Below are 15780 nucleotides of genomic sequence, written 5' to 3'. Positions count from 1 at the left end.
GCTACGGAGCCCGGTCACGGTGACCGGGAACGGATCTTGTCTTTGGCGCCGCTGGCGAGGCTCGCGCCGCCGCTACGGAGCCCGGTCACGGTGACCGGGAACGGGACCGACGAGGCCCAGGAGGCCGAGACCGGCGCAGAGGCCGCTACGGAGCCCGGTCACGGTGACCGGGAACGGCGGTCTCAGGAAGCGCGGCCTCGGCGAGCATGGACTTGCCGCTACGGAGCCCGGTCACGGTGACCGGGAACGGAGTTCTGGGAGTCGATGCGCCGGTCTACGTCCCGACGCCGCTACGGAGCCCGGTCACGGTGACCGGGAACGGGGCTCGCTTGGATCATGGGTCTTGAACTGCTGCTTTGCGCGCGCTCGCGAGGGCTACGTCGGAGAACCTCCCTTTGATTCAGGTATTTGGATGTGATTTGGGCCTGGGTGCGGTGTGACCTGGGCGCGAGCGCTGCCCAGGGATTGGGGTGGGACTGGAGCGCTCGCATCAGATGATTCTTGTCGCCTGTGATGGCAGCGGACGTTTCTTGCCAATGAAGGTGAAGCGGGCGGCGTCCGTCTCGCCGAGGTCGACGATCACGATGGAGTCTTCGTTGAGTTTCATGTGCCGTTCGACTTCGGCACGGGCGTAGACAAGCTCTGTACGGCTGAGGTCGCAGATGAACACGGAGTATTGGAGGCGTTCGCCGTAGGACTCCATGGTCTTGCAGACTTGCCGGAGTCGCTGGGGTTCACAGATGTCGTAGGCAATGAGGAATCGTCGTCGGGCCATGGGTCACCTTGTGGTGAAGGGGGTGTAGGCGGGCAGTTCTCCGGTGAGGTGGGCTGCGAGGATGCGGCCTTGAACGTCGAGGGCTCGGCGGTAGTTGACGCGGTAGCCGAAGACGGGGTGTTTGATCTCGTGGGCCATGCGGCGTTCGTAGGCGGTGATGACGGCTCGGCGGCCGTCACGGTCGAGTTGGCAGCCGCCGGTGAAGTGTGTTGGCCGGATTTCGCCGTTGTTGATCAGCTGGATGACGGTGCTGTCGGCGATAAGGGGCCGGAACTCCTCAGCGAGGTCGAGGGCGAGGGCGGGTCGTCCGTATCGGGGGCGGTGGAACACCCCGTAGTAGGGGTCGAACCCGATGGTGGCCAGTGTCGAAGTGAGGTCTTTGACCAGTAGCGCGTACGTGAAGGACAGCAGGGCGTTGACGGGGTCCGGGGGTGGTCGGCGGGCCCGGCCGTTGGTGTCGAAAGCGGTCGTGTCGAGGCCGGTGTTCTCGCTGAGCATGCCGCTGAATCGGGAGAAGTAGATGCGGGCGGCGGTGCCTTCGAAGCCGAGGAGGCTGGGATAGCCGGCCGGGGTGGTGGCTGCGGTGGCAAGGTCGGCGAGCTGGTCGATGGCTTGTCCGGTGGGAGTACGGCTGTTCCGGCGCAGCAGAGTGCGACAGTTTTTGATCTTGCCTTCGATCATGCTCCCGGCGGCGGCGAGCAGGGTTTCTGGTGTGGCGGTGTATTGGCTTCGGCGCAATTCGACGTGTTTGCTGGGTAGGCCTTGGGCCATGCCGGAGAACCAGCCGCCGTAGGAGAACCAGCAGACGGGGATCTCGCGGGCGAGGAGTTCGCGCATCGCCTGTGGTGTGACGGTGATGTTGCCGTAGAGGCAGAGTTGCTGGACGTCGATGAGCCGGTAGCTGGCGAGTTTCTCGTCCTGTTTGTAGGTCTCGAGGCGACCTCGGCGGATGCCGACGACGGTGCCTTGTTCCATGACGTAGACGGGGCGGCTGTCGGGGTCGGCGGCCATGACGCCGCGGGGTCGTTGGGCGGTCTGTTGTCGAATGCGCAGGGTGTTGATCTCGTCGGGCAGACAGAGTCCGACCAGTGAGCACCGGGGACACTTGGGGCTGTCTTGCAGCGGCGCGGGCATGGTGTCGCTGGCGGCGGTCTGCCAGAGGCGTTGCATGAGTTGGTGAACGTCTTGTAGGCGGGTTTCGTCGATCGGGATCTCGACGCGGCGGCGGGTTTCGGCGTACCAGATTTCGGCTTTTCGTACGCGGTAGCCGGCTTCCTGCAGCAGCAGAGCTTGGAGTACGGACTGGATTTCGTCGGCGGGCCAGGCCTTGCCGTGCCGGTCGGGCGCGCCTTTCTTGTAGTCGACGGGTATGACGGTGCCGTCGTCGCTGATCTCGACGATGTCGATTTTCGCGCTGACGCCGAGGTCGGTAGAGGTGATCCAGAAGCTGCGTGAGGTTCGTCCGGCGAAGCATTCGAGGTCGGTTTCGGGGTCGGGTAGGTCACCGCCGGGTTCGTCGACGACTCGGTGAATCCAGCGTCCTTCTTCGACGTCGTCGCTGGTGGCGAAGCGTCCCTGGACCCATTCGAGGTAGAACAGGCGTGGGCAGTAGACGAATTTGTTGACCATGCGGGCGGGGACGGTTTCGGGAAGTCCGGGCTGGGGTGGGCGGGCCGGGCTCACCATGGTTGCGCCTTGCGGCGTGCCGGTGTCCGCGGGGCGGTTGTGGGGGTGAGTACGCCGGCGAAGTTGCGGCCCGGGATCCGGCGGCGGGCTGCGTGCACGACGAGGAACATGGACAGCAGCAGCGCTTCGGGTGGCGGGGTGCCGCTGTCGGCGCCGGCAAGGATTGGGTGTGCGAGCAGCGCTTGGACCGATGCGGTGTCAAGCGGCGCTGACCACAGTGGGTAGATCATGCGTCGGTCGATTCGAGGGCCGCAATCTTGCCAGCAGGTGCTGAGGCTTTGTCCGGATGCGGCGGTGGTGCGAAACAGTGGGTAGGCCATGAGGGCGAGCCAGGTGGCACCGGGCACGCCGCGTTCGGCTGGTTTGCCGTCGGGGGCGTCGACGGCGTCGAAGAGGACCCGGTGGTCGAGGTATTCGCCGGTCACGCCGGGATAGCGCCGCCATGAGGTGAGGGCTTCATGAAGCAGCGCCGGGTTCTTGCGGATGTCGGCGAGGGGTTTCTCGAGCATGGTACGCATGGACTGCTTGCCGGAGGGTGCCGCGTAGGGGGTGATGTCGGTGCGTTGCTTGTCGTCCAGGCTCAGATCGGTGACGAGCATGCCGAGCCAGTCCTCGGCGGCGGGGTCGTCGTGGGTGACCTGCCAGGTATAGCGGGTGAAGTCGGCCCGGGACAGTCGCAGCTTGTCCGGTGCCTCGCCGGGCGGAGGAAAGGTGGGGCCGAGCTGCGGAAGGACACCGTTGTTCGGTATCGATTCGACGATGGCGGTCAGGTCGGCGGTGAGGGTGTCGTGGTCGGGTTGTGCGTCGTGCAGGATGGCGGTGCAGTCGCTGGTTGACCAGGACAGCCGGGCGGGGTGGCCGGTGAGGTCGGTGGTCAGGCGCAGGATGCCCAGGGCGGCGAGGAATCCCAGTGGTGTGCGGCCGTCGAGGGCGGGCAGTGGGAGTTCGGTCATGAGCCTTCCTCCGAGACGGTCATGTCGGCGCAGCGCACGATGGTTTCCAACAGGGCAAGTCCCCACCGCCCGTACCGGTGGTTGAGCCGGGTGAAGCGGGTCGGCTGGTCCAGGTCGACGGTGTGTTCGGAGCCGATGCTGACCTTGTGTCCGTCGATGAGCGCTTCGATCGGTCTGGGCGCGGGGTCCGCGACGAGCCGGGCGTACGGGCGGGCGTAGCCGTGATGGGCCGCGATCAGGTGGATCAGCAGCTCGTCATCGCCGTCGTAGCCGTGGTGTCGCAGGTGTTCGGCGACAAGAGCCGCGGACCACGCTTCGTGCCGGGCTCCGGCCGGTAGGCGGCTTTGCCGGGCGGCGTTTCGCCACGCCTGCCGGTCGAGCGGGTCGAGACCCGATTTGGCCAGTACGTCGGTGGCGAGCAGTGCCTCGTAGGCGTCGCCGCCGTGCAACATGATCTGGAAACGTTCTTCGGATTTGCCGAGATCGTGCCAGCCGGCAGCGTCTTGCAGCACGGTCTTCAGGTCGGTGGGTAGACCGAGTGCCGCAGCGATCTGGGCACATCGTGCGCGGACCGCGGCGTGGTGGACGTCCAGGGTGACCGGACGGGAACTGACCGAGCTGGCGGCGGCTTCTTCATCGTCGCGCTCCGGCACGCTCTGCCCGGACGACCGGTCCGGTTCGGGCACCAAGCCGGTCAACAGCCACCCCTGGGAGGTCGGTTCCCTTCCGTCAACGCCCCATCCGATGGCGGAGTCGAGGATTTCGATAGTGCGCAGATTCCCAGAGCCAAGCCAAGCGCGCAGGCGTTGCCAGGCGACAACGGACCAGCCTCGATCGGGTGGAGCAACGTCCGGCAGCAGCTGCGCGAGGTGCTGTCCGATCTGCTGCAGGCGTACACCGGTGCGGGCGGTCTCGTTGGTGAGCAGCTCGTCGACGACCGCGTGTGCGTCGGCGGGTAAGCCGAGCCGATCGGCGAGGCGACGGTCCATGCGCAATGTCGCCGCGCGAGCTCGCCGGGACGGCTGGAAGGTGGCGGGTTCACTGGCGTCAACGACGCCAGTCTGCTGCTGGGGTGCCCAGCCGTAGCGGTCGAGGCCGCCACGCTCGGTCGGGACAATGATCTGGTCCGCAGGCCGGAGCTGATCCGCGTTGATCCACTGCCAGCACAGCTCTGGCCCGGTTTGGTCACCGTCCTTGCGGCGGCGGTCGGGGCGCAGCGCCAGGGCCCGGAACTGGTCTCGGTCGTCGCTGGGCCGTCGGTCGTCTATCGCGGCCTCGGTTTCCAGATCGCTGACCGCCTCGGTGGGCTGCCCGCGCATCCATTGCCGGACCGCATGCCAGGGAACTTCGACAACCTCCGCGGTACGCGGCGGGAAATGAGCCAGCATCGCCGCTACAGCCGTGGCGGGCAGTTCGGCGCCGTCATCGTTGAACGGATCGTCCAACGCCTGGTCACTGATCAGACCCTTGCGCCACAGCACCTGCACCGGTGCGGTGCCGGTGTCGAAACCGTGCAGGAACGGTTCGATCGGCGGATCCAGCAGCGGCACCGGGGCCGTCTGCGTCCACGCGTCGAGAGTCGGACGCAGCAACACCGGCACCGCCGTAGGTTTGCGGTGCACCTCCGGGTTGCCCAGCGGCCCGTCGCGGAGATCGCGGCAGCTGAGCGGTGATACGTCGATCGGCGCGCCGGATGTCGCCTCGGTCAGTGCCGTCCAAGTTTCGTCGCGTGCCACGCCGTACACCGGCGCGTCCTTCTGCCCGTCGTGCACGACGACCGCGACCGCGGCATTGGCGGCGGGGAACCGGTCACGGAAGCGGCCGAGCCGGTTGAGCCGGCCGAGGCGCTGCACCAGCGCATCCCACGACGCCGATTCGGTGATCAACGCATCTGCGTCGAGGTTTACGCCGACCTCGACGGTCTGGGTGGCCACAAGCACGGCCGGTCCACGGTCGGTCTTCCGGGCTACCCCGAAGCGGGCAAGGATGTCGTCGTGCAACGACGGCCGATCGATCGGCCGGGACCGGCCGATCAGCAGGTCACAGTCAGCTTGCACAACGGCCTTGGACCCGGCGAGCAACTTGCCCAGCTGGTCATGCACGGCACGAGCCCGATCCACCGTGTTGCACACGACGAGCACCGCCGCAGCCACATTCGGTGGCGATTGCTCGGTGAGGGCGACGAGTTGTTCGACGGTGGTCGCGGCCAGAACCCGTACGACGTCCTTCGTCGTGCAGGACTTGGTGGTGAGGGTCTTCGCGGCGGTCAACCGCCGCCACGCCTCGACGTCATCCCGGTGTGTCTGTTGGTCGAGGGTGAACGGGTTGTCGACACGTGTGCCGGTGGCGGTCAACTGCACCATGCTCAGCCCAGGCAGCGGCAGTTGCAGGCGGTCTCGTTCGTGGGCGGCGGTCAACGTCGTCAGCAGTGCCGTCGCCAGGTGTGCTTCGTCGACCAGTAGCAGCGCGTCCGTGCCGGTCAAGGCCGCGTCGATGGGCCGGCGCCGGTCGCTGACGCCGTAGCCACGAAACAATAGGCGGCTACCGACCTGATCGACCGTGCCGAGCACGATGCCCGGACGGTCCGGACGGTCGAGCCACGCCGACGACCACGTCGCGCCGCCCCGCATGCGGGCAACTGGCAGTAGGTCGCCTCCCGCCTGCGGCGCGTACGCACGCAGCCGTGCTGCGACTCTGCCCAGCACCCCGGTGTCCTGATCACGTTCTGCTGCGGTCAGCGCATCGGAGATCGCAAGTGCGTGATCGTAAGCTTCGTCGACGACGAGGCGCCGGTCGACCACGAAGAAGCAGCGGCGCCGTCCCAGCCGATCCGGTCCGATCTGGTCTGCGGTGGCGGCGGCAACGAATATCGCGATATCGATCATGGTGGTCTTGCCGAGGCCAGTCGGTACGTCCACCAGGTCCGGCCAGCGGCCGGTAGCGAGCACCGTGGCGGTCAGTTCGGACTGCCACGGGAACGGCTGATAGCCGTGGATCGCGTGTACGAACGCCGGAAAGTCCGCCGCCGTCAGGGGCGTGTCCTCAGACATCGGCGCCGCCCACCGGGGCGAGTAGCCCGACACCGAGATAGCGGCCGGCCCCAACCAGGACGGGGCCGCTGACCTGCCGGTCGAAGGTCACCCCGATATGCCGGAACAGCTTGCCCCGGCTTTGCCGGGGAAGGTCGACCGGGCGCAGTCGTGCCGCGCCCGGCAGCAGCGGCTCGACGCTGACCTGCACCTGCAGCGGCTCCGGCAACCCCACGGTGCGTAGGCAACGCAGGACCTCTTCGGTCACCTGCTCGGGGCGCTTCGGGTAGCGGTCCAACACCACCGGGGTCGCCGAGACCCACTGCTTGCTGCCCCGCCGCCATCGCTGCGGCGACGCACCCCACGGACGTACCAAACCCAGGTCGTACAGCAACTCGATCTGTCCCAGCCGCGGCACCGGCAACGTCACCACTCCATTGCCGTTCCGGTCGCGCAGAGCAAGCACGGATCGGACCACAGCGGCCCGCTCAGGCCGGGGCAGTTCCGGCACCGCAACCGCCAAGCCCAGCAGATGCCCATCAGCGTGCTCGTGACCCACATCCGGCAGCGCCAGGAACGCCACGTGCGGCCGCCCAGGTGCATGGTGACCGTGCAGAGCCGTCGGGGCCGTACCGCCGGCAGCGCGCAGCACCGCTGATCGCAATGCCTCGGTCAACGACACCGCCAGCTGCGCCTGCGGCCGCAGCCCCGAGAAACGAAACACCAGAACGTCCTCGTACACCGACGGCGTGATCCCGCCGGTCGCGGCAGCCACGGCCTGCTCCCCTACCGGCCGGCGCCGGTACGCCCGCGACCGAGAAACCTCCCAGGCCGGCCGATCCGCTTCGAACTGCGAGTCCAAGGCGTCCACAAAGCCCAGGTAAGGCACCCGCAACGACATCTCGCTGTCCATCAACTCACACGGCTCGAAAACCACATGCCCGTCCGGCACCGTCGACTGCGCGGTGCTCGACGCCGACACCAGGGCGACCCCTGTGGACCGGCCCAGATACGGAATCCGGCGGGCCATCTGGTCCACCCGCGCGATCTGCTCCGCATCGGCCTGCGCCGGCCAGGCTAACTGGACCATCGGGTTCGAGGGCAACGCGCGGACACGGGACCGCAGCCGGTTCGCCCGGCCCGGATGAAACTGGCTACCGCCCTTGGGTTCGAGCCTGTTGGTGACCACCCACGACTGCCGGCGATGCTCCACAGCCAACTCGCTAGCGATCACCACCGGCGGGGGCTGCGACTCCAGCCACCGCAGCACCCCCAGATCCTGTTCACCGCGGGCTGCCGCCCGCAACGCCGAAAACACCCGAGCCGGGTGTGGTGGCCATTCCGAACGCTCCCGGTCGTCCACGGTGGCCGCGTCGTAGGAGCCGGTCAGCAACTCGATCGTGATTGCCAGCGTCACGGCTCAGGCCTCATCCGCAGCCGGGGCAGCCTTGGTCAAGCTGAAGTCGATCGCCTGCGCCAGCGCCTTGCCGGCCGTCAACCGCACCGTCTCCGTCGCCACCGCCATTCCCGCCTTCTCGGCGTGCTCAGCAGCCATCGCGAACAATGCGATCGCCTCGTCCCGGCTGATCTCGATCTGCTCGGTCTGGCCGCCGCGGTTGACCCACTCGATGCGTTCGGTCTCCACGACCAGTTCGCATCCGCTACGCAGCCACAACGTCGGATCCCCGAACGCCAACCGGTCCGCGACGATCGCATACGCCGCCAGCAACGCACGGGCGGCCAGCGCCGCCTGTGCATCAACCGGACCGAACCCGATCCGGTCCAAACCCGCCAACGACAGCGTCGCGATCCGCTGGGCCGACGTGATCGTCACTCCCCCGTGCTGAGAGTTCGGCGCCACGTTGCCATGACCGATCTCGCTCAACTTCTCGCCCTTGGCCTTCGTCGACACCGGCGAGAAATCCCAGCCCTGGCCGTCCTTGCGGGGCTTCTGTGCCCCCTGCAGGTTCAGCGGATCCATCCGACCCGCGTTCCGGGCACCGACCACCGGATCCCAACCGATCACCTCGCTGGCATACACCCGAGGAAACTTCTGCTGCCTGCCCTTGCGATGGCTGTTCCACGCCCCGAACACCAGCGAACCGGGGTCATGGGAATACAACTCCCGCGCGTCGTCGGCCGAGGCCGCCAACAGCGACTGCCCAAGGTCCGACTTATCGAAGGGCAGCCCATCCAGCAGGCTGTCACGCAGATAAGCGTCGGCATAGCGATGGGGGAACTCCAGCGAGCTCAACGTCACCGGCGCATCGCCCGAGTGCTCCATCTCCAGTAGCGGCACCTGCACCAGACCAGCCCGACGGGCGCGAAGCAGCGCCTCCTCCGCACGGTTGGCCTGCGACGGCGTCGAATCAAGAAGGACACTGGACCGCGGCTGACGGTCCACAACTCGATCCTCGATCACATACGGAACACGCCGCTCTCCCGAAACCGGATACGTCGGCGGAAAGATCTTCGCACCTTCCCCACCCGCCGGTTGATAAGTCGACACCACCCGCCACACAGCACGATCGCCAGCCAATGTCACAGCCGACAAGACGTCCTCGAACACACTCTCCACGCCCACCGAGCAACCCTCCAGCGGAGAATTTGGATATGACCCGGCCACTATCGCGCCTACCACCGACAAATTTTTCCGCCATCCACCACGACATGATCTATCTGATTTAAGATCATTTATCTAAGTCGGGCGGCACTGCGACCTCACGCAGGAAGAATATCTAGATCATTACGGCTAGCCGCGGGCTGCTCGCCGGTACCACGAGCCGAGCCAGAATCACCTAGAAGAGGTAGAACACCATTGCTGGTGTCAGCGCTACTGCCCATGAAAGGCTTCCGCTCAACATCACATCAGGGCGCACGCAAGACGAGGCAATCGCGATCTAGACAACCACGGAGCCCGATCGCGATGACCGGGAACGCATCTAACCAGAAATGTGACCAGCGCTGCTGCCCATACCGCTAAGGAGCCCGGTCTTGGCGACCGGGAAGAGTGCGACCGTGCTCGCCGCCCTCGCCTCGGCAGGGCTCGAGCCGCTACCGAGCCCGGTCTTGGCGACTGGGAAGAGCTGCGTCGGCTGCGGTGGGTGCTGCACAGGATGACCTGCCGCTACGGAGCCCGTCTTGGCGACCGGGAAGAGTTGGCCTCGTCGATCTCCAGCGCGGAGATGAACATCTGGCCGCTACGGAGCCCGGTCTTGGCGACCGGGAAGAGCCGGGCCCGGGACCGGCTCCGAGCTTCCGGGTCGGTGCGGCCGCTACGGAGCCCGGTCTTGGCGACCGGGAAGAGTGAAGATCGCCGGGAAGTCCTACACCGCGCTGCGGATGCCGCTACGGAGCCCGGTCTTGGCGACCGGGAAGAGCCGACAGCGGAAGTGCGGCGATGGTCTCGGACGTGCCGCTACGGAGCCCGGTCTTGGCGACCGGGAAGAGATGTCCGCGTACAACGCCACGACGCGCTTCTGGCCGTAGCCGCTACGGAGCCCGGTCTTGGCGACCGGGAAGAGGCCCTGGCCGCTTTGGACCATCTGGGCCATCGCGGCGTCCGCCGCTACGGAGCCCGGTCTTGGCGACCGGGAAGAGGAGGGTGCCGCGCCAGGTGTCGCCGTCGCGGTAGCCGCTACGGAGCCCGGTCTTGGCGACCGGGAAGAGCGGTGCCCTGGATGCAGTAGTTCGGGGCCTTGTGCGGCCGCTACGGAGCCCGGTCTTGGCGACCGGGAAGAGGCCGAACAGGCGTCCGGTCCGCGCCGCCATGTGCACGAGCCGCTACGGAGCCCGGTCTTGGCGACCGGGAAGAGGGCTCGCTAAATTCACAGCACTTGAGCTGCTGTTATGCATGATCTCGCGAGAACTCCACCCAACTATCAGCATCTAATCCAGGCATCTAGATGGAGGTGCGCCTAAAACCCTGCCTGACATGGGCGCGAGCGCTCCCCCGGAAAGAACGTCGGATTTGAGCGCTCGCATCAGACTTCTTTCACTCCGGGGGCTGGAGGAGCCGCGCTCGCCTTGCCGACGTAAAGCTCCTAACGCGATCTCTATGCGGTCCATTTGATCAACCGGCGCCAGCAGATCATGACGCAGGCGAGGCTGACGAGGCCGTCGTGGATGTCGAGGCGGCGTTCCCAGCGCACGGCCAGGCGGCGGAACTGATGAAGCAGGGCGAAGGTCTGCTCGACGACGTAGCGCAGACTGCCCAGGCCTTTGATACCGGGTGTCTTGGGTTTGGGGATGATCGGTTCGGTGCCGCGCTCGCGGCAGGCCTGACGGAAGGCCTCGCTGCTGTAGCCCTTGTCTGCGAGGAGGGTCGTGAAGCGGCGCCGGGGCCGGCCTGGCCGGCCGGCGATCGGCGGGTAGCAGTCGAGCAGGTCGAGAGCGCGGCTGATGTCGGGAACGTTCGCGCCGCTGGTCAGGACGTAGATCGGGGTGCCGTAGCCGTCGCAGATCAGGTGATGTTTGGAGCCGGGTTTGCCGCGGTTGACCGGCGACGGGCCTGTTCCGGCGCCCCCTTTTTCGCGTCGATGTGACTGCCGTCCATCGCCGCTCTCGACCAGTCGATCCGGTTCGCCGCGTTCAGCTTGGCGAGGAGTATCTGATGCATCTGGTCGAAGACCCCCGCCTCGGTCCAGCGATGCAATCGGCGCCAGCAGGTCATTCCGGAGCCGAAGCCGAGCTCCTGCGGCAGGTCTTCCCAGCCGATCCCGGTGTGCAGCACGAACAGGATGCCCTGCAGACATTGGCGGTCCGGCACCGGCCGCGGACCCGGAGCCTTCTCCGGCCACGGCGGCAGCAACGGCTCGATCAGTTCCCACAACCGGTCATCGACGTCCCACGGTCTGCCCACGACGAGCGAACGAGACTGATCTTCACTTCGTGGCGCTGATCATCATCGATTCAGCAGATCGTGTTAGGAGCTTGTAGCCCTCGCAGCAGCCGATTGTAAGCGTGGTTGTCGGGTGTGAACCGGCTGCCGTCAGCGGGTTGCTTGACCAGGGTCCGCCCTGGCGACATGGATCGACCCGCCGACCACCCGCCGTTAGCTACGGGCTGACGGCACTGCTGGAAGCCGTCAAACCCCGCGCCGCGCTCCTTGGATGACCACTCGGGTACCGCTGCTCGACGCTGGCTCCGACCTGATGCCTACTGTCCCGACTGCCCGGAGCCACCTCATCAGTGAGCGCCCGCCCGCCTGTGCCGAACGCCCACGGCTGGTGCTCTCGGCGCTCATGGCCGTGGTGGTCACCGGCAACACCGTCCGCGACTTCGACGGCGTCACTGACACCACGAAACTGCTCGCCGATCTTGCCGACCCCGACGACGAACTACTGCACCACATCACTTGTTACTCACCAGCGACCAGATCATCCGTGGCGGCCTGGCCGTCGGGTTCATATGGATCGACGAGGCGATCAGCGCCCGCCTGGCAGCGGTACGCGACCGCCTTCCGGCGCGCACCCACTGCCCGGCCTCAAATGAAAGTGGATCCGACGATGGCCGCGACAAACGTGAGTCGTCCGCCGCCGGGCGGCACTATCCGCGCCATATCAGTAAAACGATCCCAGTGCAGCTGACTCGCCAGCTGCATCATCGAATTGAGCCACCGGGTATTCGGGCGCAGCGGCAGCGAGACTGCTTATCCTGTGGCCTGGCGTTCTTTCTGGCGAGGTAGGTCTGCGGAGGCTCGGCATGACAGCGATCTACAGCGAAGGCCCTGATGGCTGGCAGTTGATCACTCCTCAGGGCTTTCCGAACGAGCGCACTCTGCAGGAGTTGGTGGCACAGGCACCTGACCTGCTTCCGCTTAGCGGTAATCCCAGAGTTGTCGTGCTGGGCAGGGAGGTCCTGATCGGAAGTGGCTACGTTGATGTCATAGCCATCGAAGCAACCGGCGAGCCTGTTCTCATCGAGGTCAAGCTACACAACAACGCTGAGTCTCGCCGCGCCGTCGTAGCACAGATCCTCTCCTACGCCGCTGGCCTGCACGGCATGACAGTCGATGAATTCGAAGGAAAGGTGCTCGCCAAATGCCTCGCCGGGCGCAGCTTAGTGGATCGGATCCGCGATGCGGCGCAGGCAGAAGCCCTCGATGCCGATGAGCTGCGGCAGAACGTGCACGACACGCTGCAGACAGGAGGCTTCCGGCTGGTGCTCGTGCTCGACCAAGCGCCCCCTGACCTGGTTCGGCTCGTGGGGTACTTGGAGGCAGTGTCAACACAGGACCTCGTGATCGACTTGATCACGGTCTCGTCATATGACATCAATGGGCAACGTGTCGTGGTTCCTCAACGGGTCCAGCCAGAGACTCCTCCGCCGGTTGAATACTCCCGCCCGGAGGCCGGCGGCAGCCCGCGCTCGCAAGCCGGTGGATTCGCGTACGGTGTGGAGCCGTTTCGCGAACGCGTGACCACCGCCCCCGCCGAACACCAGAGTTCCTTGCAGAAACTGCTCGCCTGGGCGAAACGGATCGAGGAAGCCAACCTCGCCGAGATAGGAACATACTTCGGCAAACGTGGCGAAGCCGTACTTCTACCCCGGCTACTGCCGGAATCAGCAGGGCTGGCATCGCTGTACTGCTGGCCGGACGGGCGACCAGCAATCCAGCTATGGCGTTCGGTATTCGAGCGCCGAGCCCCACACAGCATCGCGGCGGTCACCGATGCCGCCGGTACAGACATCGGACAGGGAAACATGGTGCAAGCTGTTAGCGATGGTCTGCTTGATGCTTTGTTCCGGGCATATCAGGAGGCCTCGGAAACGCCGAAATAGCCGTGTCAGTTACGGCCGAGGAAGTGCGCGACGGCTAGCAGGATGCTGATGGCTGGGGCGAACGCAGCGCCACCGGCGAGGATAGCGTTCGGTGCCGACGCTCCCCCGGCGTATGCCAGGAGCCCGGCGACACCACCGACCAGAGTGGCGACGAGAACCATCAGGGCCATCAATATCCACCGAGGAGCTCTTTCAAGGGATTGAGATCCGCCACCTTCCTTTGGCGTATCCGGTGGAGGCGTGAGGATAATTGGCATAGCTTTCTACCTTTTTATCGTCTAGAATTGCGGATCAGCAGGCCGCCAGAAACATATTCCGACGGCAGCATTTGCTTGTCATGCCTGCACGGTTACAGTGAACATGACGCAATAAGAATGTTGCACTTGACTCGATCAGCTCACTCAATTCCATAGCCAGCCCCCTATCCAAAGTTCGGCACACCTAGCAACAGCAACATCTAAACCATAGGGGACACGACAATGAAGGGAGCGAAAGCAACCAAGAAGGCAGGCTTACTGATTCATCAGATGCTTTCACATCTCCTCAGTTCGATTAACAGAACGAAGACCATCGCAACGATGACAGCTAGTTCCTGCCCCGCCACCGACCCACCTTCCGGCCAACAGACCGCCGAGCAGAGACGCGCCTCCCCGCCCGAGGGAGCGGTGGTGTCGCTCGCGTGAGCGGCACCACCGAAAGAACGGGCGTCTTAGCGCGCCGCCCACCTACGTTCGAATATCCGCAATGGAGCTGGTAGGCCCTCTTCTACCAGAAGCTCGATAAATCCATAAGGGAGTGTCATCTCAGGAGCACGGTTTGGCCAAGGTTTTCAATCAACGCACATCGCTCTATCGGGCGATGCATCCACTACCTCGACCGCCGGGATCACCGGCGAGCCGGCTAGACATCGCGAGCAGGATCGTACGACGAATGACCCAAGAGGGCAATCATGACCCTTAGAGAGAAATCGAATTAACACGCCGACCACAGTACATTTGAATAGAACGTACATTGGACCTCTACGCCCCCAGCCAGGGGAAACAAGAAAATTTGCTGATCTGCGGCCCATACCGACTGGGCTATCGAATCACTCGTTCGAGGCCCGAACACGTTAACTCCCAAAGAGATCATTCACATTCTTCTGGATCTCGATGGGGGTTTTGTTTCCCGCTTCCCGATGGGTTTCTTCAGGCCTGACGGCGGAGCCCGTCCGGTCGTCATCGGCAGGATGAGCTGACCGTTCGCCAGGGCCTCGCCCGTCGGCATGACATCCGGCTGCGACCGGTCGGATGCGGGATCTTCGATCGCGACCCTGTTGGTCCCGCACACGAGCACCGTGTCGCAGGCCCGGAGCCACGCCGCCAGCGGGCCGGCGTCGGCAAAGCCTGTCAGTGCACCGCCGTCGGCTCCGGTGGCCTCCTCAACGATCCGGGCCTGTGACCAGTACACCCGGCGCGACTCGTCCACGGTCGTGTCGCGTTCGCGGTGGTGCGGCGGTGCCGGCAGCGGTATCCCGGCCCGCTGGTTCACCCAGTGACCCTCCATCCAGCGCCCGCACACACCGCAGATCAGCAGCCCGACCTTCACCCCCGCCACGCTCACCGCAGCCCAACTGTCACACCAGCGGACTACAGTGGGGGCGTTTTCGGCGTTTTCAGCCAACCCATTGTCAGGACCGAGTCCGGTTCGGCGGGTCTCCGAGGTCAGTACGGCCCTGTCGCAGCCTTGGTGCGGAGAACATCCACCGCCAGCTGAATGTGCGGCGGAATGACCTTCTTACGCTCGTAGTCCTTGGCGCGCAGCAGGAGCTGGCGCTGCCCGGTGCCGATCTCTTTGTCCAGCAGGATTCTGAGGTAGCGCACCGCAGACTCGGCGGTGGGCGAGGAGTCGTGTTCCAACGTGGCGAGGCCGCGCAGGAGCGTGGTCTCGGCATCCGGCAGGTACAGGTAGTCGTCGCCGGCCGGGAGTCTCTGAGCTGTCAGATCGACACCGAACCGGAAGTTGACGTCGATCAGCTCCGCTGCGGTGAAGTCGTTGTCCCGGATCTCGTTACGCTCGCGCAGCGCCAGTCTTCGGTAGCCGGGCGGCTCAGATCTACCCTGCCGAGCCAGGGATGCAACCACGGATCGGTATCGGTTCTCGGCAGAGGGGAAGGCACCGTACATCGTCAGCGCGGTGATCCGGCCGGTGAAGGTGCAACCGACGAATTCCAGGTAGTTCGCGATACAGCCGGCGAAGCGCGCGTTCCGGAAGGTGCAGTTGATGAAGCGGGTGTAGCCGCCGAGCGACGTCAGCGACGCCCGGTCGAAGGAGCAGTTGATGTACTGGGACTGTTCCATTCCCGACCCGAAGCCGGCATCGGCGACCTTGCTCCGGTCGAACACGCAACCTTCGAAGGTGGATCCCTCCGCGCTGAACTTGTCGAGCGTCAGCCCTGAGTAGTCGGCGCCCACCACATGTTCATGCTTGACGACGACTCGTCCCATGCTTCCACCCATCTTCTGCTGCCGATGGACACTGTACCCAGAGACGTTCGCCGGGCGACGGACGTGCC

At 65.4% G+C, this 15780-nt stretch carries 11 protein-coding genes and 2 CRISPR repeat arrays (1 of these 13 cut by a window edge); of the genes, 1 reads left to right on the top strand and 10 read right to left on the bottom strand.

Annotated features, from left to right (window positions below):
• Window positions 1-322: direct repeats of the CRISPR family, unit length 36 nt; unit sequence GCCGCTACGGAGCCCGGTCACGGTGACCGGGAACGG (it extends 2101 nt beyond the left edge of the window).
• 168 nt (window positions 323-490) lie between these two features.
• The 7 genes from cas2 to CHC09_RS41185 form a co-directional block, all read right to left on the bottom strand.
• A complete protein-coding gene (cas2, locus tag CHC09_RS41215; RefSeq protein ID WP_089298706.1) occupies window positions 491-775 on the bottom strand; it encodes a CRISPR-associated endonuclease Cas2 in 285 nt (94 codons plus the stop codon).
• Window positions 776-778: 3 nt separating this feature from the next.
• The gene (gene cas4g/cas1g / locus CHC09_RS41210; protein WP_203833410.1) at window positions 779-2461 is read right to left on the bottom strand and encodes a CRISPR-associated endonuclease Cas4g/Cas1g; all 1683 of its coding nucleotides are present in this window, start codon (window positions 2459-2461) and stop codon (window positions 779-781) included.
• On the bottom strand, window positions 2455-3414 hold the full coding sequence (locus CHC09_RS41205) for a type I-G CRISPR-associated protein, Cas3-extension family (protein ID WP_089298704.1): 960 nt from the start codon (window positions 3412-3414) through the stop codon (window positions 2455-2457). Before CHC09_RS41205 ends, cas4g/cas1g begins: the two co-directional genes overlap by 7 nt.
• Window positions 3411-6464, bottom strand: a complete 3054-nt coding sequence (gene cas3g, locus CHC09_RS41200; RefSeq protein ID WP_143232870.1) for a type I-G CRISPR-associated helicase/endonuclease Cas3g — start codon at window positions 6462-6464, stop codon at window positions 3411-3413. The genes CHC09_RS41205 and cas3g overlap by 4 nt, the downstream gene beginning before the upstream one ends.
• Complete coding sequence (gene csb2 / locus CHC09_RS41195) at window positions 6457-7860, bottom strand: type I-G CRISPR-associated protein Csb2 (protein WP_089298702.1); 1404 nt, start codon at window positions 7858-7860, stop codon at window positions 6457-6459. Before csb2 ends, cas3g begins: the two co-directional genes overlap by 8 nt.
• A 3-nt stretch (window positions 7861-7863) precedes the next feature.
• A complete protein-coding gene (cas7g, locus tag CHC09_RS41190) occupies window positions 7864-9027 on the bottom strand; it encodes a type I-G CRISPR-associated RAMP protein Csb1/Cas7g (protein WP_179277504.1) in 1164 nt (387 codons plus the stop codon).
• A gap of 611 nt (window positions 9028-9638) precedes the next feature.
• Window positions 9639-10258: a CRISPR direct-repeat array (repeat unit 36 nt; unit sequence GCCGCTACGGAGCCCGGTCTTGGCGACCGGGAAGAG).
• A 240-nt stretch (window positions 10259-10498) separates the two neighbouring features.
• Window positions 10499-11304 (bottom strand): IS5 family transposase gene (locus tag CHC09_RS41185; RefSeq protein ID WP_089298700.1). Its coding sequence is split into 2 segments (ribosomal slippage): window positions 10499-10974 and window positions 10974-11304, totalling 807 coding nucleotides; the frame shifts between segments, so codons are not numbered across the junction.
• A gap of 842 nt (window positions 11305-12146) precedes the next feature.
• On the opposite strand from CHC09_RS41185, the gene CHC09_RS45875 reads away from it, so the two are divergent.
• Window positions 12147-13226, top strand: coding sequence for a PDDEXK family nuclease (locus CHC09_RS45875; protein WP_143232869.1), 1080 nt, complete (start codon window positions 12147-12149; stop codon window positions 13224-13226).
• 5 nt (window positions 13227-13231) lie between these two features.
• Here the strand turns inward: CHC09_RS45875 and CHC09_RS46950 are convergent, their stop codons facing one another.
• The 3 genes from CHC09_RS46950 to CHC09_RS41175 all read right to left on the bottom strand — a co-directional run bounded on the left by CHC09_RS46950 (window position 13232) and on the right by CHC09_RS41175 (window position 15712).
• Entirely contained in the window at window positions 13232-13396 is a 165-nt protein-coding gene (locus CHC09_RS46950; protein ID WP_179277503.1) for a hypothetical protein, read from the bottom strand.
• Window positions 13397-14357: 961 nt separating this feature from the next.
• On the bottom strand, window positions 14358-14813 hold the full coding sequence (locus CHC09_RS41180) for a hypothetical protein (protein WP_089298699.1): 456 nt from the start codon (window positions 14811-14813) through the stop codon (window positions 14358-14360).
• A gap of 116 nt (window positions 14814-14929) precedes the next feature.
• Window positions 14930-15712 carry a pentapeptide repeat-containing protein gene (locus CHC09_RS41175; RefSeq protein ID WP_179277502.1) on the bottom strand — a complete coding sequence of 261 codons (783 nt, stop codon included), beginning with the start codon at window positions 15710-15712 and terminating at the stop codon, window positions 14930-14932.
• Between the last annotated feature and the right edge of the window lie 68 nt (window positions 15713-15780).

Origin of the sequence: Actinoplanes regularis (genome assembly GCF_900188005.1) — a bacterium.
GTDB classification, from domain to species: Bacteria; Actinomycetota; Actinomycetes; order Mycobacteriales; family Micromonosporaceae; genus Actinoplanes; species Actinoplanes regularis.
This window is presented reverse-complemented; position numbering and strand designations above follow the sequence as displayed.

Bases quoted from the DNA above. Each gene is read 5' to 3' on its own strand.
- cas4g/cas1g (WP_203833410.1), bottom strand. From the start codon at position 2,461: ATGGTGAGCCCGGCCCGCCCACCCCAGCCCGGACTTCCCGAAACCGTC.
- cas2 (WP_089298706.1), bottom strand. From the start codon at position 775: ATGGCCCGACGACGATTCCTCATTGCCTACGACATCTGTGAACCCCAG.
- CHC09_RS46950 (WP_179277503.1), bottom strand. From the start codon at position 13,396: ATGGCCCTGATGGTTCTCGTCGCCACTCTGGTCGGTGGTGTCGCCGGG.
- CHC09_RS41205 (WP_089298704.1), bottom strand. From the start codon at position 3,414: ATGACCGAACTCCCACTGCCCGCCCTCGACGGCCGCACACCACTGGGA.
- CHC09_RS41175 (WP_179277502.1), bottom strand. From the start codon at position 15,712: ATGGGACGAGTCGTCGTCAAGCATGAACATGTGGTGGGCGCCGACTAC.
- cas3g (WP_143232870.1), bottom strand. From the start codon at position 6,464: ATGTCTGAGGACACGCCCCTGACGGCGGCGGACTTTCCGGCGTTCGTA.
- CHC09_RS45875 (WP_143232869.1), top strand. From the start codon at position 12,147: ATGACAGCGATCTACAGCGAAGGCCCTGATGGCTGGCAGTTGATCACT.